General features: G+C 66.9%; 24 protein-coding genes. 10 read left to right on the top strand and 14 right to left on the bottom strand.

Annotated features, from left to right (window positions below; translation table 11 throughout):
* Positions 1-25 precede the first annotated feature (25 nt).
* The 5 genes from LK10_RS00120 to LK10_RS00100 form a co-directional block, all read right to left on the bottom strand.
* The gene (locus LK10_RS00120) at positions 26-4,936 is read right to left on the bottom strand and encodes an ATP-dependent helicase (protein ID WP_231567525.1); all 4,911 of its coding nucleotides are present in this window, start codon (positions 4,934-4,936) and stop codon (positions 26-28) included.
* A 50-nt stretch (positions 4,937-4,986) separates the two neighbouring features.
* Complete coding sequence (locus LK10_RS00115) at positions 4,987-5,640, bottom strand: DUF4232 domain-containing protein (protein WP_231567524.1); 654 nt, start codon at positions 5,638-5,640, stop codon at positions 4,987-4,989.
* Positions 5,641-5,731: 91 nt separating this feature from the next.
* Positions 5,732-6,349: a cation diffusion facilitator family transporter gene (locus LK10_RS00110; protein WP_081998162.1), complete on the bottom strand. Its 618-nt coding sequence runs from the start codon at positions 6,347-6,349 to the stop codon at positions 5,732-5,734.
* A gap of 10 nt (positions 6,350-6,359) precedes the next feature.
* Positions 6,360-7,508, bottom strand: a complete 1,149-nt coding sequence (locus LK10_RS00105; RefSeq protein ID WP_043119193.1) for a cation:proton antiporter — start codon at positions 7,506-7,508, stop codon at positions 6,360-6,362.
* A gap of 112 nt (positions 7,509-7,620) precedes the next feature.
* On the bottom strand, positions 7,621-8,961 hold the full coding sequence (locus tag LK10_RS00100; protein ID WP_043119192.1) for an MFS transporter: 1,341 nt from the start codon (positions 8,959-8,961) through the stop codon (positions 7,621-7,623).
* A gap of 118 nt (positions 8,962-9,079) precedes the next feature.
* Here LK10_RS00100 and LK10_RS00095 point away from each other — a divergent pair, with 118 nt between their 5' ends.
* Together LK10_RS00095 and LK10_RS00090 are read left to right on the top strand one after the other, a co-directional pair.
* Entirely contained in the window at positions 9,080-9,682 is a 603-nt protein-coding gene (locus LK10_RS00095) for a DUF1214 domain-containing protein (RefSeq protein WP_043119191.1), read from the top strand.
* A 1-nt stretch (position 9,683) separates the two neighbouring features.
* Positions 9,684-10,343: a DUF1254 domain-containing protein gene (locus tag LK10_RS00090; protein ID WP_081998161.1), complete on the top strand. Its 660-nt coding sequence runs from the start codon at positions 9,684-9,686 to the stop codon at positions 10,341-10,343.
* Between the two features lie 6 nt (positions 10,344-10,349).
* Here LK10_RS00090 and LK10_RS20640 read toward each other — a convergent pair whose 3' ends face one another.
* A complete protein-coding gene (locus LK10_RS20640) occupies positions 10,350-12,341 on the bottom strand; it encodes a glycoside hydrolase family 3 N-terminal domain-containing protein (RefSeq protein ID WP_052206727.1) in 1,992 nt (663 codons plus the stop codon).
* 126 nt (positions 12,342-12,467) lie between these two features.
* Here LK10_RS20640 and LK10_RS00080 point away from each other — a divergent pair, with 126 nt between their 5' ends.
* The gene (locus LK10_RS00080) at positions 12,468-12,947 is read left to right on the top strand and encodes a GNAT family N-acetyltransferase (protein ID WP_043119190.1); all 480 of its coding nucleotides are present in this window, start codon (positions 12,468-12,470) and stop codon (positions 12,945-12,947) included.
* Between the two features lie 298 nt (positions 12,948-13,245).
* Here the strand turns inward: LK10_RS00080 and LK10_RS00075 are convergent, their stop codons facing one another.
* A complete protein-coding gene (locus tag LK10_RS00075; protein WP_043119189.1) occupies positions 13,246-14,235 on the bottom strand; it encodes an NAD-dependent epimerase/dehydratase family protein in 990 nt (329 codons plus the stop codon).
* Between the two features lie 278 nt (positions 14,236-14,513).
* Between LK10_RS00075 and LK10_RS00070 the strand changes: the two genes are divergently transcribed.
* The 4 genes from LK10_RS00070 to LK10_RS00055 are packed head-to-tail and all read left to right on the top strand — an operon-like array spanning position 14,514 to position 16,796.
* Positions 14,514-14,789: a hypothetical protein gene (locus LK10_RS00070; RefSeq protein WP_156143961.1), complete on the top strand. Its 276-nt coding sequence runs from the start codon at positions 14,514-14,516 to the stop codon at positions 14,787-14,789.
* A gap of 4 nt (positions 14,790-14,793) precedes the next feature.
* Complete coding sequence (locus LK10_RS00065) at positions 14,794-15,348, top strand: ferric reductase-like transmembrane domain-containing protein (RefSeq protein ID WP_043119187.1); 555 nt, start codon at positions 14,794-14,796, stop codon at positions 15,346-15,348.
* Positions 15,349-15,357: 9 nt separating this feature from the next.
* Complete coding sequence (locus tag LK10_RS00060) at positions 15,358-16,572, top strand: NADH-ubiquinone oxidoreductase-F iron-sulfur binding region domain-containing protein (RefSeq protein WP_156143960.1); 1,215 nt, start codon at positions 15,358-15,360, stop codon at positions 16,570-16,572.
* Complete coding sequence (locus LK10_RS00055) at positions 16,569-16,796, top strand: ferredoxin (RefSeq protein WP_043119202.1); 228 nt, start codon at positions 16,569-16,571, stop codon at positions 16,794-16,796. The genes LK10_RS00060 and LK10_RS00055 overlap by 4 nt, the downstream gene beginning before the upstream one ends.
* A gap of 51 nt (positions 16,797-16,847) precedes the next feature.
* On the opposite strand, the gene LK10_RS22105 is transcribed toward LK10_RS00055, so the two are convergent.
* Positions 16,848-17,141 carry a hypothetical protein gene (locus LK10_RS22105; protein ID WP_197061814.1) on the bottom strand — a complete coding sequence of 98 codons (294 nt, stop codon included), beginning with the start codon at positions 17,139-17,141 and terminating at the stop codon, positions 16,848-16,850.
* An 85-nt stretch (positions 17,142-17,226) separates the two neighbouring features.
* On the opposite strand from LK10_RS22105, the gene LK10_RS00050 reads away from it, so the two are divergent.
* Positions 17,227-18,051, top strand: a complete 825-nt coding sequence (locus LK10_RS00050; protein ID WP_197061813.1) for an outer membrane protein assembly factor BamB family protein — start codon at positions 17,227-17,229, stop codon at positions 18,049-18,051.
* Positions 18,052-18,090: 39 nt separating this feature from the next.
* Here LK10_RS00050 and LK10_RS00045 read toward each other — a convergent pair whose 3' ends face one another.
* The 5 genes from LK10_RS00045 to LK10_RS00025 all read right to left on the bottom strand — a co-directional run bounded on the left by LK10_RS00045 (position 18,091) and on the right by LK10_RS00025 (position 22,190).
* Positions 18,091-18,591, bottom strand: a complete 501-nt coding sequence (locus LK10_RS00045; protein ID WP_043119186.1) for a hypothetical protein — start codon at positions 18,589-18,591, stop codon at positions 18,091-18,093.
* 74 nt (positions 18,592-18,665) lie between these two features.
* Entirely contained in the window at positions 18,666-20,531 is a 1,866-nt protein-coding gene (locus LK10_RS00040; RefSeq protein WP_043119185.1) for a heavy metal translocating P-type ATPase, read from the bottom strand.
* A gap of 43 nt (positions 20,532-20,574) precedes the next feature.
* Positions 20,575-21,363 carry a 2-oxo acid dehydrogenase subunit E2 gene (locus LK10_RS00035; RefSeq protein ID WP_052206723.1) on the bottom strand — a complete coding sequence of 263 codons (789 nt, stop codon included), beginning with the start codon at positions 21,361-21,363 and terminating at the stop codon, positions 20,575-20,577.
* A 42-nt stretch (positions 21,364-21,405) separates the two neighbouring features.
* Positions 21,406-21,831, bottom strand: coding sequence for a hypothetical protein (locus tag LK10_RS00030; RefSeq protein WP_052206721.1), 426 nt, complete (start codon positions 21,829-21,831; stop codon positions 21,406-21,408).
* 41 nt (positions 21,832-21,872) lie between these two features.
* Complete coding sequence (locus LK10_RS00025; RefSeq protein ID WP_043119184.1) at positions 21,873-22,190, bottom strand: hypothetical protein; 318 nt, start codon at positions 22,188-22,190, stop codon at positions 21,873-21,875.
* Positions 22,191-22,467: 277 nt separating this feature from the next.
* On the opposite strand from LK10_RS00025, the gene LK10_RS00020 reads away from it, so the two are divergent.
* Both LK10_RS00020 and LK10_RS00015 read left to right on the top strand, forming a co-directional pair.
* On the top strand, positions 22,468-23,022 hold the full coding sequence (locus tag LK10_RS00020) for a hypothetical protein (RefSeq protein WP_043119183.1): 555 nt from the start codon (positions 22,468-22,470) through the stop codon (positions 23,020-23,022).
* A 315-nt stretch (positions 23,023-23,337) separates the two neighbouring features.
* On the top strand, positions 23,338-23,700 hold the full coding sequence (locus LK10_RS00015) for a hypothetical protein (protein WP_043119182.1): 363 nt from the start codon (positions 23,338-23,340) through the stop codon (positions 23,698-23,700).
* Positions 23,701-24,159: 459 nt separating this feature from the next.
* Here LK10_RS00015 and LK10_RS00005 read toward each other — a convergent pair.
* Positions 24,160-24,355, bottom strand: a 196-nt coding sequence (locus tag LK10_RS00005) for a transposase (protein WP_043119180.1), incomplete at its 5' end; no start/stop codon positions are given.

Raw genomic sequence — 24,355 nt, 5'->3', positions numbered from 1 at the left:
GGCACAGCCAGCTCCGCTGGTCTTATCAGGCACGGATCCGCACCCCTCGCGGCGTCGAGTAGGCTCCCGCGGCGGTGAGCGCCCGGGAGAGAGGCGTGTCGAGGAGGTCCCGACCGTTGACTTTCTCCATGACGAGCTTGTCCACCGCGCCTGAGCGGACGACGCCGACAAGCGCCGTAGCAGCGGGAGCCAGCACTTCGTCGTCGTCGGTGAAGGCGAGCAGCGTCTTGCCGCCGCGTTCGACGTAGAGGGCCAGCGCGCCGTCGACCGTCACGACCAAAGCGCCCGCCTTGCGCCCGGGGCGGTGGCCGGTCGCGGCGTCGGGTACCTCGGGCCAGGCGAGCGCCGCCCCGTAGGGATTTGCGGGGTCTGTGGCGGCGAGGGCGAGGGCCGCGCGCGGCGCGTCTGAATCGAGGCCGGTAACTGCCGTGGTCTCATCCCGCGCGTAGGAGCGCAAGCGGTCAACTGTGGCGGGCACCGCGAATTGCGCGGCTCCAAGCCGGTCCACGAAATAGCCCCGCCGGCACTTGCCGGCCTCCTCGAGCCTCGAGAGCACCTTGTACAGGAGGCCGAATCCGCCCGGGACTTCTTCGGACATGACGGATCCGCGGGTGAGGACCCCATAGCGGTCCATGAGCAGTTCGGCGAGGGCGTGGGCCTTGACGGTCGGGTCGAGCTCGACCTGGCGGACTGCGGCCCAGCGGCCCGCCGCCATGGGGGGCGCGGCGGACGACGGCGCGTCGAAGCCCAAGCCCGTCACCGCGCCCAGCCGGCCGACCCGGGGGAGGCGCCCGCCGCGCAGGGCTGAACTTCCGATGGATCCGCGCCCGCCACCGTAGGTGCGGGCCCGCGGTGTTCGGGAGGGCTGCCGGTGGGCGGTGTGACCGGCGTCGAGCATCGCTCGGACGGGCGCGAAGGTATCTCCCGTGACCCTGCCAGCCCAAGCCAGATCCCACAGCGCGTGGACTGCCGCCTCGTCTGTGAGAACGGAGTCCATGCCTCCGCCCGCCTCGGCGATCTGGCGGAAGAAGTAGCCGCCCCCGCCCGCGAGGAAGTCGAGGATGCGCTGTTGGACGTCGTCGGGCGTGAAGTCGGGGTCCGGGGCGAGCGTCAAGGGCGCGGACTCGGCGACATGCAGACTCACCCAGCCGTCATTGCCCGGCAGGGCTCCGGCACCGGTCCAGAGGATCTCGCCACTCGCCATGAGTTCGTCGAGCAGGGCGGGCGAGTAGTCCGAGACTCGGCTCCGCAGCACGAGCGATTCCCATGCGCTCGCCGGGACCGGAACACCGGCGAGCTGGTCGACGACGGTGAGGACGCCGTCGTGCCCGCGCAGCGACCCCCGGGGTGCGCCACGAGTCCCAGAGTTCTCCCCGACGTGCTGCCACGCGGCAAGGAAGCGCGCGAAGGCGGGCTGGTCGACGGGTTCGACGTCGGCGCGCAGCGCCGCGAGGGAACGGCGCCGGATCCTGCGCAGCACCTCGGCGTCGCACCATTCGCCTGGGCCTCCGGTGACGGGTGCGTCGCCGGTCGTGGGGCGGAACGTCCCCTCGATGACACGACCGTCCGCGGCGAGGCGCTTGAGCGTCCCATGGACGACGGCGACCCCGAGCCCGAGCCGCGCGGCCGCCTCCCCGGCAGTGAACGGCCCGTGCGTCCTCGCATACCGCCCCACGAGGTCCCCGAGAGGATCTGCGACCGGCTCAATGAACGCGAGCGGAACCCCGATGGGCAGGGGAACGCCCAAGGCATCCCGCAACCGGGCGGCGTCCTCAATGGCGGCATAGCGCTCGACTCCCGCAATCGAGACCAGAAGGGCCCGCTTGCTGGCTATCAGCTCCTCGAGGTGCCGGGCGCTATCAGCGAGATGCTGGGCGGCTTCGCCCTCTGTGACGCGAAGCCGCTCGGCGACTTCCTCCGTCGAGAGCGGCCCCAGCAGGCGCAACAGGTCCGCCGCGCCCTCGAGCCCGGTCAACTTCCGATCCTCAGCAACCCGCTGCAGCTCCCGCTCGGTCTGCTCGATGATGCGCGCGTCGAGGAGTTCGCTGAGTTCGGCGCGGCCGAGGAGCTCGTTGAGCAGGGTTGAGTCGAGGGAGAGCGCGGCGGCCCGCCGTTCGGCCAGCGGCGAATCGCCTTCGTAGAGGAACTGGGCAACATAGCCGAAGAGCAGGGAGCGGGCGAACGGCGAGGGCTGCTGCGTCGTGGTCTCGACAAGCCGCAGCTCGCGCCGCTGCATCGAGGCCGCAACGTCCTTGAGCGCGGGCAGGTCGTACACATCCTGGAGGCATTCGCGGACGGCCTCGAGGATGATGGGGAACTGGGGGAACTTCTTGGCGACGTCGAGCAGCTGGGACGCGCGCTGGCGCTGCTGCCACAGCGGCTGCCGCTTGGCGGGATTCTGCCGGGGGAGCAGCAGCGCGCGGGCCGCGCACTCGCGGAACCGGGCCGCGAACAGTGCAGATCCGCCGACCTCGTCCGTCACGATCCCCTCGATCTCGTCGGGCTCGAAGACGAACAGCTCTGCTCCGGGGGGCTCGTCCTCCATCATGGGCACACGCAGGACGATCCCGTCGTCGGCCGCCATTGCGGATCCGTCGATTCCGTACCGCTGGCTCAGGCGCTGGCCCACGGCGAGCGCCCAAGGCGCGTGCACGGGCATGCCGAAAGGCGAGTGCAGGACGACCCGCCAGTCGCCCAGCTCGTCTTGGAACCGCTCGACGACGAGCGTCCGATCGCTCGGCACGATCGACGTCGCCTGCTTCTGCTCGTCGAGGTACTGAACGAGGTTCCCCGCCGCGAAAGCGTCGAGCCCGGCGGCCTCGATGCGCTCGAGCGCGCGTTCGCGGTCCGCGCCGGAGACCTCGCGCTGGAACGCGCCGAGGGCGCGGCCAAGCTCAACCGGCCGCCCCACGCCGTCGCCCTTCCAGAAGGGGAGCTTGCCCGGTTGGCCGAAGGCGGGGGAGACGAGGACGCGGTCATGGGTGATGTCCTCGATCTTCCAGCTCGTGGCCCCGAGCGCGAACACGTCGCCGACGCGCGATTCGTACACCATCTCCTCGTCGAGCTCGCCCACGCGGCGGCCGCCCCGCGCCGCCTCTCGAGCAGACCCCTCGACCTCCGAACCCACGATGTAGACGCCGAACAGGCCGCGGTCGGGGATGGTCCCGCCCGAGGTCACGGCGAGTCGCTGCGCGCCGGGGCGCCCCTCGATGGTCCCTTCGTCCCGGTCCCACACGATGCGTGGTCGGAGCTCGGCGAACTCGTCGCTCGGGTACTTCCCGGAGAGGAGGTCGAGGGTTGCGTCGAACGCCGAGCGCGGCAGGGTCGCGAACGGCGCGGAACGCCGCACGACGTCGAACCACTCCTCGACGTCGACCGGACCCAAGGCGGTGGCGGCGACGGTCTGCTGAGCGAGGATGTCGAGCGGATTCGCGGGGATGCGCAGGGCCTCGATCTGCCCCGCGAGCATGCGTTCGACCGTGATCGCGGTGTGAACGAGGTCGGCGCGGTGCTTGGGGAAGAGCACTCCTTGGCTCACCTCACCCACCTGATGCCCCGCGCGCCCCACGCGCTGGAGGCCGGACGCGACCGACGGCGGCGATTCGACCTGGATCACGAGGTCCACGAGACCCATGTCGATGCCGAGCTCGAGGCTGCTCGTCGCGACCACGCACCGCAGCCGCCCGGACTTGAGGTCGTCCTCGATCTGTGCGCGCTGCTCCTTGGACACAGAACCGTGGTGGGCACGGGCCAAGACCGGGTCCGCGCCCGCCGTCTGGCCGGCCTGCGCCATCATCTCGGCAGGGGTGCGGGAGGTCGCCGCAGTGGGCCCGTCCGGCTGCTGGATCGGTTCGTCCCACACGCTCGGCTGCAGGCGCTCGGCGTAGATCTCGTTGAGTCGGCCCGTGAGCCGTTCCGCTAGGCGCCGCGAATTCGAGAAGACGATCGTCGAGCGGTTCGCGAGGACCAGATCCACGATCTTCTCTTCGACGTGGGGCCAGATCGAGGCCTGAGGCTGGAGCCCGCTCGCAGGGCCCATGTCGTTGGCAGCGGCCGCACCTTGCAGGTCGCTCATGTCCTCAACGGGCACCGTGACGGTGAGCTCCCACGTCTTCGCAGCAGGCGGCGCGACAACCTCGCACGGTGCCTGCCCCGCGAGGAACTGCGCGACCAGTTCGCGCGGCTCGACCGTTGCCGAGAGCCCAATCCGCTGCGCGGGCTTGGGCAGCAGGGCGTCGAGGCGTTCGAGCGAGACCGCGAGATGAGCGCCCCGCTTGGTGCCGGCCACCGCGTGCACCTCGTCCACGATCACCGTCTGGACCTCGCTCAGCGTCTCCCGTGCCTGGGAAGTGAGCATGAGATAGAGGGACTCCGGGGTGGTGATCAGGATGTCCGGCGGGTTGCTCAGGAGAGCACGCCGGTCCGAGGCCGTGGTGTCCCCCGAGCGGACACCGACGCTCACCTCGGGCACAGGGAAGCCTAGACGCCGGGCGGTCTGGGAGATGCCGATCAGCGGCGCTCGCAGATTGCGTTCGACGTCGACGCCGAGCGCCTTGAGCGGCGATATGTACAGCACCTTCGTGAGGTTCTTGGGGCCCCCACTCTTGCCCCGGCGGCGGGGACGGGGCATGCCCGGGAGCGCGCCGTCGTCGTCCGCCTGGTCCGAGGCGAGCCCGGCGGAAGGAGGGTTCTGCGAGCTGACGTCACTCCGCATGAGCCGATCGAGCGACCAGAGGAAGGCGGCCAAGGTCTTACCCGAGCCGGTCGGGGCGACGACGAGCGCGTGCCGCCCCGAGGAGATCGCCTCCCAGGCGCCGGCCTGTGCGGGGGTTGGCTCACGGAAGGCGCCGAGGAACCACTCCCGAGTCGCGCCGCCGAACCGCTCGAGGACGGCGCGGCCCGCCGCAGGTGCGGGGGTCGCGCTCCGAGCCATCATGCGTCAATCATGCCCCACGCCGGCGACAGAATAACGGCGTGTGCTGCCTGCTACATCGGCTGGAAGGCCTTGAGGGTCAGCAGGTGGATGCTCGTCTCGCTGCACGCGGTCTCGGGCTGGGCGATGAAGACCGAACCGTAGTCCTCCGGCGGGTAGATGCGGATGCCCGCCGCTTGCACCTGAGTGCAGCTTCCGCCGTACAGGCCCGGCTGGGTGTAGCCGAAGTCCGCACCCCCGGACTGCCCGGGCTGGAGGACGATGTTCGTGACGGGCACCGAGTTGTCGCGGTCCGCGGGGGCTCCGATTGGGCCGCCGTCGGGGCCCGCGGTGAGCGAGACCCCGGCGAAGCCCGCGAGGAGGCAAGGCGTTGAGCTGGTGTTCGTGAGGACGATCTTGGAGTAGACGTGCCCCGCCGCGCCGCCAGCGCCCGGCCCGAGAGAGGCCTTGAGCTGCGATGAGACGCATCGGGCTGGGCTGCCGGCAACCGGCGCGGTGCTCGGCGCAGCGCCACCCGAAGTTGACGTGGGAGTTGCGCTTGCGGACGGGGAGTCCGTTGAGGACGGCGTGGCCGACGGCGACGACGTGGACGAGCTGCTCGGGCTCGTGCTCGTCTGGCTCGTGGCGTTGTTGCCGCAGGCAGCGAGGCCGAGAGCCGCGACGAAGAATGTGGCGGCGAGGGCCGGAAGGCGCAGGTGGCGAGTCACAATCCCACGATTCACTTCTGTCACATGAGTGTCAAGTGATGTAGAACGCTGTCGCCTGATTGTTAGATGCCGTATCCGGACCTCAGGCCCGTCAGTCGTTGTCGGACGGAACGTAGGCCGTACCCGCGCGGAGGGCCCGGGTCACGTCGGCCAGCAGCCGGGCTGCGGCGACCACAATGAGGACGGAGACGAGGCAGGCCGCCGCCGAGTCCAGCCAATACAAGGTGTGCGTGAACGCGATGACGGCCCCAACCACGGCAACAACAGCCGCGGCGGCACCGTCCGCGACAGTGTCGAGGAGGATCGAGCGCATGTGCAGGTCCTCGCGCCCCGCGCCCGTGCCGAGGATCAGGGCCGCGGCGAGCATGACCAGGGCGGCTGCCCCGGACGCCACGAGCACCGGCAAACCATGCACTTCGGGGGTGCCCGAGGCCAGCCGGCCGATGGCGCCCGTTCCGACAGCGGCCGATACCCCGAGGAGGCACACACCATTGACCAGTGCAACCCACGTCGTGGCCTTCTCGTTCCGGTGGTGGTCACGCAGATAGATTGCGAGCAGCCCGAGGGCGAGCCCGAGCGAATCAGCCAGGAAGTCCCCACCCTCCGAGAGCAGCCCCAGCGAGTTCGAAGCGAAGCCGGCGACGACGAGGGCGCCGATCATTGCGACGTTCAACAGAAGGACAAGGCTCACCCGTCGGCGCTGGCTCATGGGAGCGAGGCTAGCCGGGCTGGGCTGAAGGGTCACGCTGCCCGCGAGCGGCGAGGCTCGCCGCCGCCGTCGTCGTTCCTATCGTGACGAGCGCGCCCAGGAGGAGCGCGGCGTCCTCCCCGGGAGCCAGCACACCCAAGGATCGGCCAATCGTCGCCGCAGCAACGGGGACGCCGAGCTGCGCTGCCGAGGCGACGGCGAATGGGAGCGGCATGCCGGTGAGGCGCCCGGCCGCGTGGGCGACGACTGCGCCCGCGCCGAGCGCGAGACCGAGGCCGATCATCGCCGGGTGGCTCGCGAGCTGGCGCAGGTCGATCGAGGCGCCGAGCCACACGAAGAAGACGGGTCCGAGGAATCCGTCGTTGACGGCGAAGAGCTGGCGCGCGAGGCGGCGTGGCTCTCCCACGGCGGAGACTGCGAGGCCGAACGCGAAGCCAGCGAGCATGATCGAGACGTTGAACAGGGCCGCGAGTCCGGCCAGGGCGAAGAGGATCGAAAGCTGGATCCGCAGTTCGAGCGCGAGCTTGCGGTGCTCCGAAAGGGTGTGGAGGCGCCGTCGTGCGCCATTTCTCTCGAAGCGGCGAAGAATCCACCAGACGGCGACTGCGCACACCGCGACCGCAAGCGCCCCGACCGCCTTGGGCATGGCGTTCGTGGGGTCGATGGCGAGAGGGAGCGCGACAATCGCGGCGACGTCCGCAAGGGCTACCTGCGCTGTGAGCTCGAGGATCGAGGTGCCCTTGAGTGCGAGCGAGTCGATGATCGGCAGCACGAGCGCGGCCGACGACGATCCCATGAGGACCGCGTAGAGCGGCGCCTTCGAGGAGGCGAAGAGGAGCGCGACGGCGATGCCGAGGGCGACGGCGACGACGGCAGTCACGACGGCGCGCAGCGCGCCTTTGCCGATGGCTGCGCGGATCGTCTTGTCTCGGATCGGGACGTGGGTCCCCGCGACGAACATCATGAGGGCGAAGCCGATGTTCGCGAGGAAGGTCAGTGTCTGGTTGCCAGCGTCAACCCACCCGAGCAGGGACTTGCCAACGACGACGCCGGCGAGCAGTTCGCCGAGGACGAGGGGCAGGTGCCACGCCTCTCGTGCGGCGAGGAGGGGGCCGAGGAGCGCAACGATGCAGATGAGCGAAAGCTCGATGAACGACACCGGCCTGCCTCTCCTCGACGGTCGTGGCGGCATCATACGCCGAGGGAGAAACGGTTCGGTCCCCAGGGCGTGGGAGCCCTGGGGACCGAACCGTTGGCATCGACCTGTTGAATCAGTGGCCGTGCCTCAAGCGGGACGAACGCTTCTTGTCAGAGTCCGCGGCATCGGCCGCGACTTTGGCTACCGGCCGGTCTCCGCTTCTCCTGAGGGTGAGCATGACGAGCCCCGCCGCGAGGAGGCAGGCGGCCAGGAATACCGACGCCGCCATGAAGCTTCCGCCTGAGGCGTCCTGTAGGAAGCCCCCCACATAAGGTCCGACGAAGCCGCCGAGATTGCCCACGGCATTGATCAGGCCCATCGCGCTTCCTGCCACCACGACCGGCATGGCGCGCGACGACGATGCCCAGAAGGGGCCGTCGTAGGCGAGCGCTCCTGCCACCGCAATGCTGATGAAGACGATGGCGAGGATCGGCAGGGAGCTGCCCGTTGCCACCGAGATCACGAGGGCGACGGCACCGACCGCCATGGAGAGCAGGACGTGAGTCGAGTAGCGGCCCGACCGGTCCGCGGCCTTGGCGTTGTACCAGAGCGCGAACATCGCCAGCACGTACGGGATCGCCGTGACGAAGCCGACCTCGAGGGAAGATCCCGACGTGATGGTCTTGACCACCTTGGGGAGCCAGATGTTGAGGCCGTAGAACCCGATCTGGATCAGGAAGTAGACCAGTGTCAGGCGCCAGACGGCACCGTTCCGGAAGACGTGCCCGATGCTCACGTGTCCCACATGGGGGTTGGCAGCCTCGTCGGCCGCGAGCCCTTCCTCGATGTAGGCGCGCTCCTCAGGGGAGACCCAGTTCGCGTCGCGCGGACGGTCTGAGACGAAGATCCACCAGATGGGAGCCGCGATCACGAACGGGAACAGGCCCTCGATGATGAAAAGCCAGCGCCAGTCCGAGAAGGAGAGGATCCAGCCCGAGAGGGGTGCTGTGATGATCGAGGAGATCGCGATGTTCATCATCCAGAAGGCGTACGCGCGGGCGCGTTCGGCCGCGGGGAACCAGTGGCTGATGAGCACCAAGATCGCCGGCCAGATGCCGGCTTCGGCCACGCCGAGCAGGAAGCGGACTACGAGCAGTTCGGCGAAGTTCTGGACGAAGCCCGTGGCGACCGCTAGGAGGCCCCAGACGAGAACCATGATTCCGACGAATTTCTTCGCGCTCCAGCGCTCGGCCAAGTGACCCCCCGGAATCTGCAGGGTCAGGTAGCCAATGAAGAAGATCCCTGCGGCAAGACCCTGCTGAGCAGCGTCAATACCGAGGTCCTTCTGAAGACCGTTCAAGGCGAACCCGATATTGGTCCGATCCATGAACGAGATGATGTAGACAATTATGGCCACCGGGATGAGGCGCGTCCAGCGCTTCCGCCCAACGGTCTCGCGGACAGCTTCGGCCACGATTCCTCCTATTTCCTATAGGATATTCGGCATTTTCGAGGCTACGCGTGAGCTGGCTCACGGTCAAGGGGTGCGTGGACGCTCCCTCTTGGCATCTAGGCCGCGCTAATCTGCGCGCATGGGCGGTTTCTTCACTTGGCTCGCGCATTCCGGCGTCGTGCAAGGAGTCATCATTGGTGCGACGCTCGCCTTCCTCACCGCAATCTTCATCATGAATTCCGTCGCCAAGAGACTGACTACGACAGTCAACGGCTGGAAGGCCATCCCTCTGTGCGGGCGGCCGGGCAACGGCGTTCTGGTGCGAGCCGCATGCGCCAAGGCCCTGCCCGCTGTCAATGTGTTCGAGGAGGCTGCCTATTGGACGACGACCGTGGACGGCTCCGGGCAGACGCTCACCGGAAGGAATGCGTACCTCATGCGGGTTCCGCCGGGCCAGTTCCCGCCGAATGATGCCTTCTGGTCGCTCACAGTGACCGATCCTGTGGGGTACATGGTTCCGAACCCCATCGGTCGCTCTAGCTTCGACGATCGTTCAGATCTTGTGAAGAACGCGGACGGTTCGGTCGATATCCATCTTCAGACGAGTGCCCCGATTGGGCGCGAGCAGAACTGGCTCCCGATTCCGGCGGGCAAGTTCAAGCTGATGCTCCGCGCGTACCTTCCAAGCGAGGAAATTCTCGAAGGCCGCTACAGGGTGCCGGAAGTGACAAGGCTGCAGTGATATGAACCGCCTGATCCTGAAATACGCGTATCCCCTGACAGCGGTCATACTCGTGGTCTTCGCTTGGGTCGTCTACCAGCGAATTGCTCAAGGGTGGGGCCAGGTTGTCGTGCTCGGCGTGGCCGCTCTCGTTGTGTGGCTTCTCGTCACGCCTGCTTTCATCTACTTCTGGCCGCGCATCACGGTCAACGGCTACAAGAGAGCGATTCTGAAGCGCGGGTTCGGTGACGGTCCCATCCCCGTCAACACGCTCTATGCCGCTCCGACTACCTCTTCTCCCTCAGTCGGGACGGGGAGCCTCCTGGCAACCGGAACCAATGACGTGCTCTACATCGGAGGTTGGCTCGACCTTCGCGAAGGGCCGCAAGTCCTGCACGTGCCCGATACTGCAGGCCGGTACTACAGCCTGCAGTTCACGAGCCCATCCGACAGCGCCAATTTCGCTTACGTCGGCAAGCGGACCACGGGAACCGGAGCCGGTGAGTTTCTCCTCATCGGTCCACGGTGGAAAGGGCAGGTGCCGAACGGCATGAGACTGATTTCTTCTCCAAGCAATTCCGCGCTCGTCATCGGCCGTGTGTTTGTCGAGAGCGAGGCAGATCTCCCGGCCGCGTACGCACTGGCAAGGCGAATACAGCTCAGCCCGCTCAATCGGCAATAGGGGAATTCAGATCACCTGAGTCGTGCCCGTCGCCTGATTCCACACGATCGAACCGTGCTGGAAGTCATTGCGACGGCCGCCGGGAACGCCGTATTCGTCACTCACCGGGTATCCGAGCGGGCTTCGCTCGTACCCGAGGGACCCCCATTTCGCCCTGATTGCACCGTGCACCTCACGGGCGCCGGTGCCCGCTGTCCAGTAGACCGATCCGCCGGTGAAGTTGTTGTAGCGGCCTATTCCATCGGGAGTGCCGGTCTCATCCGTGAGGGGGAATCCGAGGAAGCCTACCGGGCCGCCAAGGGCCCGGTAGTGGCCCAGGATCCCCCCGTTCACCTCATGGGCTCCGCTCGCTGGGCTCCAGTAGATCGAGCCGCCCGTGAAGTCGTTGTAGCGGCCGCCCGGGGTGCCCGTCTCGTCAGTCAGCGGGAATCCGAGGAAGCCACCCGGCCCGCCGAGGGCCCGATAATGCCCGAGGATCGCGCCGTGGACTTCCCGAGCGTTGGTCGCTGGGCTCCAGTAGATCGAGCCGCCCGTGAAGTTGTTGTAGCGCCCGCCGGGCACGCCGCTCTCGTCAGTCAGCGGGAATCCGAGGAAGCCCCCTGGCCCGCCAAGTGAGCGGTAGTGGCTGAGGATGCCGCCGTTCACCTCGAAGGCGCCAGTCGTGTACGACCAGTAGATCGTGCCGCCCGCGTAGTCCTGGGCGCGGCCGCCAGCGATGCGGTACTCCGAGCCGCTGGGCTGGCCGAGGAAGGAGCCGCTGCCGCCGAGCTGCTGATAGTGCTGGACGATGGGATCGTAAGCCGCCGGGCAGGAGACGAGCCCGGCGCGGTACTTCTGTTCGAGGACGATCCCCGCCGCCGCCTGCACCTGCGCCAAGAAGCTTGGGTCCTGCTGGGCCCTCGCGACGACGGCGCTCACCATGGGCGGGATGTCCGCGGGATTGGTGTCGAGGACCACGGTGCCGCCGGCTGTGAGGAAGTCCATCGCCCGGTTGGCAGGGGTGAGATCGGATACGGCGACGGCGGCCATGCTGTCCGAGATGATCTCGCCGCCGAACCCCAGATCGCTCCGGAGCATTCCCTGCATCACGGTGGGGGAGAAGGCTGCGCGCAGGCCGTCGATGGCGTTGTACTGCGCGAGCGAAACCATGATCGCCGGAATCCCCTGGCTGATCGCGGCCGCGAACGGCTGCAGGTAGGCGTCATGCCTCGTGGTGACGGTGTCAGTGACGCCGAACGTCGTGTCCGTGTTGGCCGTCACCCGCCCGAGGCCGGGGAAGTGCTTGCCGGTAGCCTGCACTTTGGCGTCGGCCATTCCGCTGGCAAACGCCGTGCCGTGCGAGGTGACGACGTCCGGCGTGTATCCGTACTCGCGCTCGTAGTAGCCGATCGGAATGTTGGCCCCGCCGAGGCTCGCGGGCACGGTGTCCAGCACGGGAGCCAGATTGAGGGTGATTCCCGCATTGAGCAGCTCGCGCCCCCACTGCGCCGCCGCCTGTCGCAGGGCCGTCGGGTCCATCGATCCTTGGGCGAGCGCCGTCGGGATGCTGGAGAAGCCAGGGCCGCTGAGGACCTGGACGTAGCCGCCTTCTTGATCGACGGCCACTGACAGGGCTACGCCCGCCGTGCTCGTTGCCTGCGCCTGCAGTTGATTGGTGATCTGGAGCGTGCCGGTTACCCCGGCCGCGCTGTCACCCGTGAGGACGACGCCGCCGAGATGGTTCGAGCTGATCTCGCCGAGCTGAGTGCTGGTCGGTCCCGTGCTGGTCACGCCCATCATGAACAGCTGCCCCACCTGCTGGGCAAGGGTCATCCCGGACAGGACTGTCGAGGCACAATCCGTTGTGCTCGCCGCGAGGCTGAAGACCGGGGGAGCGGACGACGGCGGCGGCCCACCCGCCGTCGGACTCGACGTCGCGCTGGGAGCGGCCGGGGCAACGCTGGCGAGAGCGACGAAGGCGGCGAACCCGAGGGTGGGGAGCGGAGAGTGGCGCATCATTACCCCCTAGGGGGCGGCCCAGATCGATCTGGATTGATTTGAAATTACGCCGCCGGAAGGGCTTCAGCAAGAGGCCTTGTGACCGCCCGAACGCGCTGGTCTAACGCCTCTCGATAGGGTGGTCGGATGGAGTTGGAGGTCATTCCTGCGGAGCCCGAGCAACGCTCGCTGCTCCGCCAGCTCTTGGAGTTGTACCGCTACGACATTTCCGAGCTCGACCAGAGCGATGTCAACGATGACGGGTTCTACGGGTACCGATGGCTCGAGTTCTATTGGACGGAATCCGAGCGTCACCCGTTCTTGTTCCGCGTCGATGGTCATCCCGCGGGTTTCGCTCTCGTGCGGACAGGGAAGGTCACGGAGATGGCGGAGTTCTTCGTCCTTCGGAAGTATCGGGGGCAGGGAATTGGGACAGGAGCAGCGCGGGCTCTCTTTTCGCGGTTCCCGGGCAAATGGCTCGTCTCGCAGGTGCCCGGCAATGACGCCGCGACGCGCTTCTGGCGAGCCACCATCCCAGGTCCGTTCCACGAGCAGCGCCTCGACAACGGCCAGATCCGGCAGACCTTCGACGTCCCGATCACTCCCGTCCAGCCACCGGGACCTTGACCATCTGCCACGCCATCTGCCACGGGCATGCCCCTCCGTGGCCGGCATAACCGTCCGTGGCTGGCCTAAGGTGGCCGGCATAACCGTCCCTCGCCTCCATGACCGTCCGTGGCCGGCACGATCGTCTGGCAGAGGCATAACCGTCCGGCAGGTGCACCGATTATGCCCGTCAGGGACGGCTGTGCTGCTCGGGGACGGGTGTGCCGGTCAGGGACGGCTGTGCTGCTCGGGGACGGGTGTGCCGGTCAGGGACGGCTGTGCTGCTCCGGGGACGGGAAGGGAGGGACGGCTGCGCCTGTCAGCGGACAGCTGGTTCCTGCAGGGCAGCGGCCACACTGAGCTGGTCGTTGTCGATGAGCCAACGGACGGACTCGAGCACGGCCTCTTCCGGCTCGTACCGAGGCGCGTAGCCCAGGAGGGACTTGGCCTTTTCGATGCTGAAGCACTGGCTCCGATAAAGGTGACCCCACGTCGATTCGCCGAATTCCGGCGTCGTCGATTGGCGGAAGTCCTCCCAACTCACCGTCTCCAGCTTGGCGGTCTGGCCGAACCACCCCGCGGCTATGTCCGCGTAGCCGCGAACACTGAGCGCCGTCGGTGCGACGATGTTGAAGTCCTCGCCGGCTGCGGCCTCGCGGTGCTCGATGGCCATCTCGAACGCCTGCGCGAGATCGTCGGCGTGGACGTGGTGCATCATTTCGGTGCCGCTTCCGGGGACCTGCAGCGGCTCCCCTGCCGAGAGGGCGTGCCAGACGGCGGGGTCGAGGTTCCCGAGGGGGCCGATCGGGTGCCAGCCCGGGCCGACGATGTGACCAGGGTGCAGGGACGTCGTCACGAGGCCGCCCGAGGCAGTTTCGTCCTTGAGCATCCGGGCGATCCGGTCTTTCTGGATGCCGTAGTCGCCGAAGGTCGGACCGGCCGTGTCGCTGCCCTCGGAGATAGGAAGCTTGCGGCTGGGGCCATAACGCCACACGGACCCGCAGTGCACGAGGTGGCCTGTCTGGCCCCGGAGCCGCTCGACGAGCGAGGTCGCCGATTCGAGGGTGAAGCAGACAAGGTCGACGACGACGTCCGCCCCGAGCGCCGCGACCCGGTCGCCGAAAGTGCCCTCACGGTCTTCTTGCTCGCGGTCTGCGGCAATCTGGCGCACGTTCTGCCATTCGGGGGCATCGACATAGGTCTTGTGCCTGCCGCGACTGATGTTGGTCACCTCGTGGCCGGCACGGACCAGCCGGGGGACGAGGAAAGAGCCGATATGGCCGCTGCCACCGATGACGACGATTTTCATGTGATCGACGTTAGGCGTTTTGCCGACCTCATTGGCAGGCCCTGTGGGACCCCCTCTGCTGGTAGGGATTCTTAGAACGCTCTTAGACCTCGAGGTCCATCCTTAACTTGTGGGCGCGAAACCCATGCGAACTGCTGAAACCCCTGAGCGCTACCGAGGGTTTCAGCGGGTAACAGGGGTTTCGCTATGAAAGTCCACAGCCGCCTTTCAGCGATGGCACAAGACGACGCTTCATGCTGGAAGCACAGCTTGAGGATCGGAACGAAGAGGAGGAGACCATGAGCCCCAGCATTCGTGACACAGGACGCCGGCGGGCACGTCAGACGACCTTCTCGTTGGGTGCCGCGAGCGCGCTCGGGGCGGCAGCAATCGCCGCCGCGGTGTATGCGCCTGCGGGCACAGCATCGACGACGAGCAATACCTCGTCGGATTCGAGCGGGAACCAGACGTATCAGCAGGCCCCTCAGCAGCAGAATCAGCAGTATCAGCCGTACCAGCAGGGGCTCCAGTCCTCGCAGGGCGGCGGCGCGTTCGGCCATTCATCAGGGTCGTGACTGATTGAACGAAGTCTTCTGGGCCTTCGGCCGCGCGAGCGGGATCGTCTCACTCGGGCTCTTCACGCTCGTGGTCGTGCTCGGGATAGTGAGCCGTTCCGGCAGGCCGCTGCCGGGCCTTCCGCGGTTCTCCGTGGCGCTCCTGCACCGCAGCACGTCGCTTCTAGCCCTCGTGTTCCTCGTCCTGCACGTCAGCACGCTCATGCTCGATCCCCACGCGAAGCTTTCCCCGCCCAATGTGATCGTGCCCTTCACGGCGGGTTGGAATCCCTTCTGGGTGGGCCTCGGGACGGTGGCCTTCGACCTCGTGATCGCGCTGGTCGTCACGGGCCTCCTGCGCCAGCGCATCGGCCAACGCACGTTCCGTGCGATCCACTGGGCCGCCTACGCGATGTGGCCCTTCGCGTTCGCCCATGCGCTCGGCTCGGGCACCAACGCTGTGGACCTGTGGTTCCAGGCCTACGCGTGGGGCTGCGCCGCCGTCGTCGCCTGTTTGATCATCTGGCGGCTGAGCGCGAATTTCATCGAGACATCCCGGGCCAGGCTCGGGCGGATCTGAGGAGGAGAGATGACCGAGATGACGCTCGACCCGCGTCAACTGGGCACCGGTGGCCTCTTCGCCGCCGCCCAGCCCGACCTGGCCTCGCACGAGGCTGCGTACGGCAAGAGGCCTTCGGGCTGGAGCCGCAACGCACTCCTGGCCGAGCTCGACGCCTCGGGCTTGACTGGCCGCGGCGGAGCCGGATTCCCTGCCTGGCGCAAGCTCGCCGCGACGAGCGCAGGCCGCGCGGTCGTGATTGCGAACGGTGCCGAGGGCGAGCCGGTCAGCCGCAAGGACGCCGCCCTCCTGCGCCAGGCACCGCACCTCGTCCTCGACGGGCTCGTCACGGTAGGCGAGGCGATCGGAGCTTCGACCCTGTTCCTGTACGCCACGGCGGATTCGCTTCCGTTCGTCGCGCAAGCGCTCGCCGAGCGGCGCGATCGGCCGAAGGTCAAGCTCGTCGAGGCTCCCGAGGCCTTCATCTCGGGTGAGGCGTCCGCCGTCGTCAATGCTCTCGAGACGGGCATCGCCCTCCCGCGGGACAAGCCGTTGCGGCTTGGGAAGTCCGGCTATGAGGGCCGGCCGACCCTGCTCCACAACGTCGAGACGCTCGCCCATCTGGCACTCGTAGCGCGGTTCGGCGCGGATTGGTTCCGCAGCGCCGGCACCGCGGATGATCCCGGCACGAGGCTCTACAGCCTCTCCGGGGACGTCCCGACCGAATGGGTTGTCGAGGCGCCCGGCGGGGCGACGATCCGCGAGGTTCTGCGCCTCGGAGGCGTCGACGCAAGCTCGCTCGCGGCGGTGCTCGTGGGCGGCTTCCACGGCGCATGGGTTCCCGCGGAGGGTTTCGATCTGCCGCTGACCGGCCGCGGGCTCGCGCGGTACGGCGCGACCCCCGGCGCCGGGGTGCTCATGGCGCTCGCTCGAGGGCGGTGCGGCCTGGAGGCTTCGGCGGGAATCGTGAGGTACTTGGCCGAGAGCTCGGCCCGCCAGTGCGGCCCCTGCATGTTCGGCCTGCCTGCAATGGCGAGCGTGGTCGAACGGATCGCCGCGGGGGAGCGCACTCCGTGGCTCGCTTCCGAAGCTGAGCGCCTGGCTGGCCTAGTGACTGGTCGCGGGGCGTGCCGGCATCCCGATGGGAGCGCAAGGTTCGTGCACAGCACGCTTGCCGTGTTCAGGGACGAGGTTCAAACGCACCTCTCCGGAATGTGCACGGCACATCGGGGGTGGACGCATTGAGCCGCGCCCAGCTCGAACTGCACATCGACTTCGCCCGCTGCGACGGCCGAGGGCTCTGCACCGAGCTCCTGCCGGAACTCCTGGTCCGCGACGACTGGGGCTACCCCGTGGGCAGAGGGGGCCGGGACGTCCGCGTGCCGGAGCCCCTGGCCACGGCCGCTCAGGACGCCGTGGACCTCTGCCCGCTCCAAGCGCTCATGCTCCGCCGCGTTACCCGCGCCTGAGGCGCAAATTTCGTAGCCGCCGATCCGAGGGGTAACCACCCATCAACCGGGTCACCTTTCGGATCGCAGTGGAACGAGATTGGCTGGCAAGAAGAGGGCAGGGTTTTCTGCGGCGAGGGCGGTTGCTGCCGCCGTCGCCGTCTTCGCGATGGCGGCGTGCAGCGGGTCGCCGAGCGAAGAGCGGACGACGACGAGCGCCAGCTCGCGAGCGGCCGCGCCCACGTCGGTGCCACCAACGCCGTCGCCGTCCCCTTCGCGCGACTTTCTCTCGGCGCTCGTCGCTGGGGCGTCGGGCCCGGGCCACTTGCAGCGGGGATCGAATCCTTCCGCGCTGCCCTTTCCCATCCTGATTGCGGACAAGCTGAACAACCGGATCATCATTGTCGATCCGGAGGGGCGGACCATTTGGCAGTACCCCCGGCCAGGCGACTTGAAGAAGGGCGAGACCTTTCGAGTTCCCGATGACGCCTTCTTCACCCCGGACGGCAGGCAGGTCGTGGCGACGGAAGAGGACGACGAAATAATTCGCGTCATCGATATCCAGACCCACACAGTGACCTACCACTACGGCGCTGCAGGGGTCCCCGGCGCCAAGGCTGGGCAGGTGCACCATCCCGACGACGCGATCATGCTGCGGGACGGAACCTTGGTCAGTGCAGACATCATGAATTGCCGCATCATCGTGATCCCGCCTCAAGGCAAGGACATCAGCAGGCAATTCGGAAACGGCCAGTGCGTGCACCATCCGCCCGCCTCGTACGGGAGCCCGAACGGCGCTTTCCCGCTCGCGGACGGCAATTTCCTCATCACCGAGATCAACGGCAGCTGGGTCGACGAAATAACGCCCGAAGGCGCGGTCAAATGGTCCGCCCGGCTCCCCTCGGTCGCGTATCCCTCGGACAGCAATGAAATAAGGCCGGGCGTGTATCTGACGGTTGATTATTCAATGCCGGGGCAGATCGTCGAGTTCGACAAGACCGGCAAGATCCTGTGGCGATACGCGCCGACCGGTGCCCAGGCCCTCAACCATCCGTCCCTCGCCCTGCCCCTGCCGAACGGAGACGTCATTGCGAATGACGACTACAACGACCGCGTTGTCGTCGTGGACCCGCACGCGAACAAGATCGTGTGGCAGTACGGCGCCGATCACGTCGCGGGAAGCACTCCGGGACTGCTCGCGAACCCAGACGGCCTCGACCTCTACCCGCCCTACTCATTGATGATCACGCACGCGGCTACCGCCGGGCACCCCTGACCGGGCAGCCCCGGCCCGAACCCCGGGAGGCCCAGGAGTTCAAGCCAGACCGTGCCGGAGCGGTCGGGCTGTGGGAGCGGCCGCGGGACGTGTCTCGGCAAGGAACAACAGCACCAGGGCCACGAGCATCACCGCGGCGTAACCCGTGAGGAACCACGAGAAGAACAAGCCAAGGGCCACGTGGAATGCGATCGCGCACAGAAGCCCAACTTGTGCCGGCCGGCCGCCGGAGAGGATGAGGATTCCGACCACTGCCTCAAACGCAATGAGCAGCCCGATGAAGAATGCGTAGTTCGGGGGCACGACGGCGTTCCACGCCTGAGTAACCCACCCGAATTTGGCGTCGTCTGCGAAACCCGAATAATCGTCGCCGGAGATAAGGAACGAGGCGTTCACCCCCGCGCCGCCGAGCAGCATCATCAATCCCGTGGCGAGTCGCCCCACGAGACGCGCCCACCTGTTGACTCCCGCGAGCACGTTCCCGAAGAAGGCCGGAACGGCCAAGACATAAAACACGATCATCGAATTCTGGACGATCATGACGTTCCCTCCAAAGACGCGGTGGTCCGTCGTTCTGATTTCAGGCTAGGCCGGAGGTGTTTCAGCCGTCAGAGTCAGAAGTCCCGCGCGAGGCGCCCATGGGGGCGGCCCCCAATCGCCCGAAGAGCGTTGAGGATGGTCGCGACGTCGACGAGTTCCTGGAGGAGGGCCCCGGCGACGGGAGGAAGCACCCCGGTGAGAGCGACAACCATGAGCCCCACGCTCAGGGCGATCCCGAGCCAGATGGACTGGAGAGCGATCTTCACCGTGTACTGGGAGATCTCGACCGCCTTCGCGGCGCGCGAGATGTCGTCAACGAGGACGACGGCGCCAGCCGACTCGCTCGCGGCGGTCGCCCCGCGCGCGCCCATGGCGATGCCGACGTCGGCCGCTGCGAGTACCGGGGCATCGTTGACGCCGTCGCCCACCATGAGCACCGGGCGCGGCGCGGCCGCGCGCACGGCCTCGACCTTCTCGAGCGGGAGCAGCCCGAAGCGGACCTCAGTGACCCCGAGCTCTGCCGCGATGCTGCGTGCGGTGGCTTCGGCGTCGCCCGTCAGCATGAGGACGTGCGCTGCGCCGGCACGCTTGAGCCGCGCGAGCGTCGCCTTCGCCTCGGCGCGGGGAGCGTCGCGGAGGACGACGACGCCCCCCGGCTCGCTGTCGACCGCGACGTAGACCGCGAGCTCTCCGGGACGCAGCGGGGGCTCCGCAACTTCGGCCCCGAGCATGTCCGTGACGTAGGACCGTTTGCCGACGTGGACTTTGCGGCCGTCGACGACGGCGCTCACGCCGTTCGTGGCGACCTCCTCGGCGCTCTCGACGGGCAGCAAGTCGACGCCGCGGTTGGTCGCCGCCTCGACGACGGAGGCTGCGAGCGCGTGCGATGAATACTGTTCCGCGGAGGCAACGAGTGCGAGGAGTTCGTGCGGGTCCAAGCCTGATTCGGGGCGGATCTCAACAAGCTCGGGGCGTCCCTGGGTGAGCGTCCCGGTCTTGTCGAACGCAGCCGTTCTGATTCGGGAGAGGATCTCGAGGACGGCTCCGCCTTTGACGATCACCCCGTTCTTGGCGGACCGGCTCATTCCGCCGAGGAAGGCAACGGGCGCGGCGATGAGCAGCGGGCACGGGGTCGCGACCACAAGCACCTCGGCGAAACGGACGGCGCTGCCGGAAATCCACCATCCCAGTCCAGCGAGGGCGAGTGAGAAGACCGTGAACGGCACAGCGTAGCGGTCCGCGAGCCGAACCACAGGCGCCCGGCTCTCGGCCGCCTGCTGGACGAGGGCGACGATCTGCGAGAACTGGCTGTCCGCGGCTGTCGTTGTCGCGAGCAGAAGGACGGCGCCTGTTCCGTTGACCGAACCGCTCAGCACGGGCTCGCCCTCCGTGCGCTCGACGGGGAGGCTTTCTCCGGTCAGGGACGATTCGTCGAAGACCCCAGCGCTCGAGGCGAGCGTTCCGTCGACGGGAACGACCTCGCTGGGCCGCACGAGAAGGACGTCGCCCGGGCGGACGGCGTCGAGCGGGACGTCCTCGACGCCGTCGTCCGTCTGCCGGTGAGCGACGCGCGGGGCTCGCTCGAGTAGGGCGGTGAGCTCGCGCTTCGCCCGGCCGGCAGCGAAGTCTTCGAGCGCTCCGCCGCCCGTGAGCATGAGCACGATGATGACGGCGGCGATGTACTCCCGGACGGCAAGGGTGGCTCCGATCGCGGTCACGGCCAGGATGTCGAGGCCCCACTGCCCGCGGAGGAGGTCCCGGACCATGCCGATCGCCGTCCAGGCACCCACCGCTGCCGCGAACGCTCCCGCGACGAGGCCCCCCGCGGTTGGCTCTCCGGTGGCCTCGAACAAGAGGGATATGGCCAGCACGAGAAGCCCTGCGAGGACGACTGGATATCGGCGTGCGCCCGTGAGGGCAGCCGAAAGGACCCGCTCCACGGGGGTTAGTCTTACGGCCAAGCCGGCTTGAGCGCTAGGGCGGTTAGGCACGGGGTCCGGCGAAGGTGCGGACCGCTTCTCCCTGAGCGAGCAGTTCGAGCAGCCGCGAGGTGAAGCGCGCGGCCGGGGCGCCGTCGACAACGTCATGGTCGACGGCGATGGTCAGGTGGCCGATCTCCCGCTCCTCCATGCGCCCGTCGATGACTCGCGGCTGCCTGCTGATGCCGCCGATGGTGACGGCCAACGTCCCGGCACCAGGGCTTACCGCCCAGCCAGCAATTCCGGAGCCCATGCCAACGTTGTTCACCCCGGCGACCCCAAGCCGCAGGGCCCACGGGATGCTCTGGCGCATCCATCGCATGAGCGGTGGGATGAGAACGGGTGGTATTGCGGCGAGCCAGCGCTGCCCTGCGATCGCCTCCGGCGTGCTGTTCTGGGCTGCTCGGATTTCGGCGTGGATCTCAGTGAAGGATTTCGCATTGGCATTGCGGATTGGCAGATAGCTCACGGCGGACTGGCCGTTGACGGTCCGCTCGATCAAGACTTCGACAATGATTTCGTCAATCAGGATGAGGTCGCGACCTCTGCGGAGGGCATTCAATTCGGGAAATTCGGCTAGGGCGCGAGCCACGCATGAAACGACGTACGCGGTGAATGAGAGCCGCTCGCCCGTGTGCTCGCGGTGCTCGCGCAAGAGGGCTCGGGGCAGGGTCAGATCGGCCTCGACCAACCCATACATGAGGTGCCGCTTGCGGGCGATCTCCTGCCCTGCCGCCATCGCCCGGCGCTCTCGCGTGAGCCGTTCGATCCGGTATCCGCGAGAGCCTTCCATGGCGCCCTCCAAAGCGGGTGAAATTCGGTCCACGTCCAATATTCAGGCTAGGTCGAAGCCTTTTAGAGCAGCAGAGTCCGAAGTCCTGCGGGGCGAATTCGGGGGGAGGAACCATCCGAGGACGGCGATGGCCACTCCGATGCTCCCGACCAGCGGGTGCAGCACTGGGTGGAAGATCTGCATCCAGAGCAGCTGCACGAGGATCCACCCGACAAGTCCAAGGCCGGAGAAGACCGCGAGGAAGCGGGCGTAGCGCCAGCGGGACAGGACCGCGGCGGCGGCGAGCAGTTCCCCCAGACCCGGCAAGAGCAGCAGCGCGAGGCCAGGGATCGTCCAGTCGGTAAAGGGCGTCTTCTCGAGCCAGTCCTGCTGCAGTCCCATGTTCCCGGTCATCATCAGCAGGCCGCCGACGACGGCGAACGCGCCTACGAGCAACTGGAGCGTGGCCAGGGGCACCTTGATTTTCACGAAGCCCTCCAGAGCTAGGCAGAGGTTAGATGCGTACTCGTTCAGGCTCGCGCAGAGGCGCCGCGAGAGGTAGGGACTTCGGTCCGCTGGTCGGGACGCACTGAGCGCCGTGCGCTGCTTACCCTCTTCGTGGTCGTGGTCGTGGTCGTGGTCGTGGTCGTGGTCGTGGTGGTGTGGTGGATGGCGTCTGCCTTAGTCTCTTTGGTGAAGACAGTTGATCCGCCGAGCAGCGGCTGGGGCATGTCGACGTCGAGCTTCTTGTGGTCCTCCATGTCCGTGAAGTTGCGCGCCACGAAGTGGGCGAAGCTCGAGTGATTGAGGCCATTGAGGCCATTCGAGACCAGGATCTTCTTCTGCATTTCTTCACTGGCGATTTAGCGGCAGAACGACGCTAACGACCACAAAGGCTTAGACAGGTTCGAGCAAGAAGGCTCACTAGGCCGGCTTCCAGCCTCCTCAGAGATATGTTGAGAGGAGGCAATACGAACGGTCGACGGTGACGCCGATGGAGGGGGACATATGTCTGGGTGGCAAGGACCGAGTAGCGGCAATCGAGGCCCCTACGTCCCGGGACCGCCGCCCCAATGGCATCTACCGCCGCAGCCACGTCGACCGAAGAGCGGCCTCGGAGTCGGCGTGCTCATCCTCGGCATCGCTGCCTGCCTCATCGCGCTGATCCCGATCATCGGACTTGTCAGCATCGTTCTCGCCATTGCCGCACTCGTTCTCGGAAGCATCGCGATTCGAGAGGGGTCACGACGCGCGATGGCGGAGACCGGCGTCGCTCTGGGAGTCGGCAGCATCGTGCTGCTGGTCGTTGTGGATCTCTTGATTCCTTCGCTTCCTCATTCGTCGGCTTCGGTGACGAACTCCCCGGATGTCGTTGTTCCGACACCTAAGATGGCTCCCCCGTCGGGACTGCGGCTCATCTACGAGCATGCCGGCGTCGGCGACACCACCACGGCCAAGTTCACCACCCCGGCCGAATGGGCGGTTCAGTGGTCGTTCGACTGCTCCAAGCAGCCGACAGGAAGAGGCGTGCTCGACGTGGAATCGGAAGATCGCGATGCCCATGTCTCTGTGGATGACGGAAGCACAGCGGCCGATATGACGTACGTCCACGACGATGCTGGCTCGCATTACTTGGATGTGACAACCGACTGCGACTGGACGCTGCGAGTCTTCGGCTGAAACCTTCAGGTTTCCGGATACGCTCGTTCCCATAAGTGCCATGAACTCCACCGCGGGCGATATCGCGCTGGGGCGTTGTGCACCACAACATCTCGGATTTACCGAACGTTCCCGTGTTCCACGAATGCCTATTCAATTCCGGAAGAATCGATGCCAAGATCGCCCCGCTCGGCTCGCTGGACCTCGTCACTCCCCCGACTATTCTGCACCTGAAGCAATCGCTTCCAAGTTACAAGGCGATGTCTCGCGTATTGGTATCTGAACGGTAACGGACGCATCAAAGCATTTACATTTGGTGGGCCGGCAGGCTATTTCTTGAGCCACTCCCTACGTTTTCCGTGGGGTGCACTCTCCCTCCTCCGAGGAGCACGCTATGTCCGCCACGCCGCTCGTTCGTCCCGCGCCCGTCGTCCCCTCCGGCCCAAGTACAAGGCCCAACCGCACCTGGTCCGATCGACCATCTGCTTCATCGTCCGCCTGACGATCATCCTGTTCGTCCTCAGCCTCAGCGCCACCGTCCCGCTCAACTGGCTCACCCCACTCCCGACCGCCTTCATGTCGCAGGCCGGTTCCGACATCATCCAGCAGGACGTCAGCCTCGACCACATCAGCTGCTACGTGATCGCCGCGGCCATCGTCCATAAGGACGCACAGTTCGGCTCCATTATGAGCCCATGAACCTCTTAGACCTGCTAAACAAACACCATGCTGTACCTGAAACCAACACTCGTCACTTCGAGCCTACGCTCGCAGAAAAGCGTTGGGCCTTGAAGCTGAAGGTGGATTGTGCGATAAGAAAGAGGCAACGCCCTGTGGCAGGGGATGCTAAGTAACTCACGCAAAACGACCCCCACCGATAATCTGCCAGGGGTCGTTCTGTTTTTAGTGACTACGCACTTAGGAGCCCAGCGACAGGCTGACCCCGCTCTTCAGCTGGTCCTCGGAGTACTGCATCTCGCCTCTGTGCGCGACCTCGACACTGTAGAACTTGCTGCCACCGGGCACATCCGCGATCGAGAAACTGAACGTGCAACTGGTGTTCCCATCGCCCGACACGCCTTGGTCCAGACTCCCCACAGCCACGGTCTTCCCATCGGGGGACTGTCCGAATAACGGTGGGTTCGGTTTGGCCCATGGTTAGTTGATGCGGCCTTCGAAGGCGATCGCGAAGGCGTTCAGTGCCGGCTTCCAGCGTGTGGCCCAGCGTGCCCTGCCGCGCCCAGTGGGGTCAAGGGACCGGGTGACGAGGTACAGGCACTTCAGGGCCGCCGCGTCGTTGGGGAAGTGGCCTCGGGCCCTGACTGCGCGCCGGTAGCGTGCGTTGAGGGACTCG

The sequence above is a fragment of the Sinomonas humi genome, assembly GCF_000802235.1.
Taxonomy (GTDB): Bacteria; Actinomycetota; Actinomycetes; order Actinomycetales; family Micrococcaceae; genus Sinomonas; species Sinomonas humi.
This window is presented reverse-complemented; position numbering and strand designations above follow the sequence as displayed.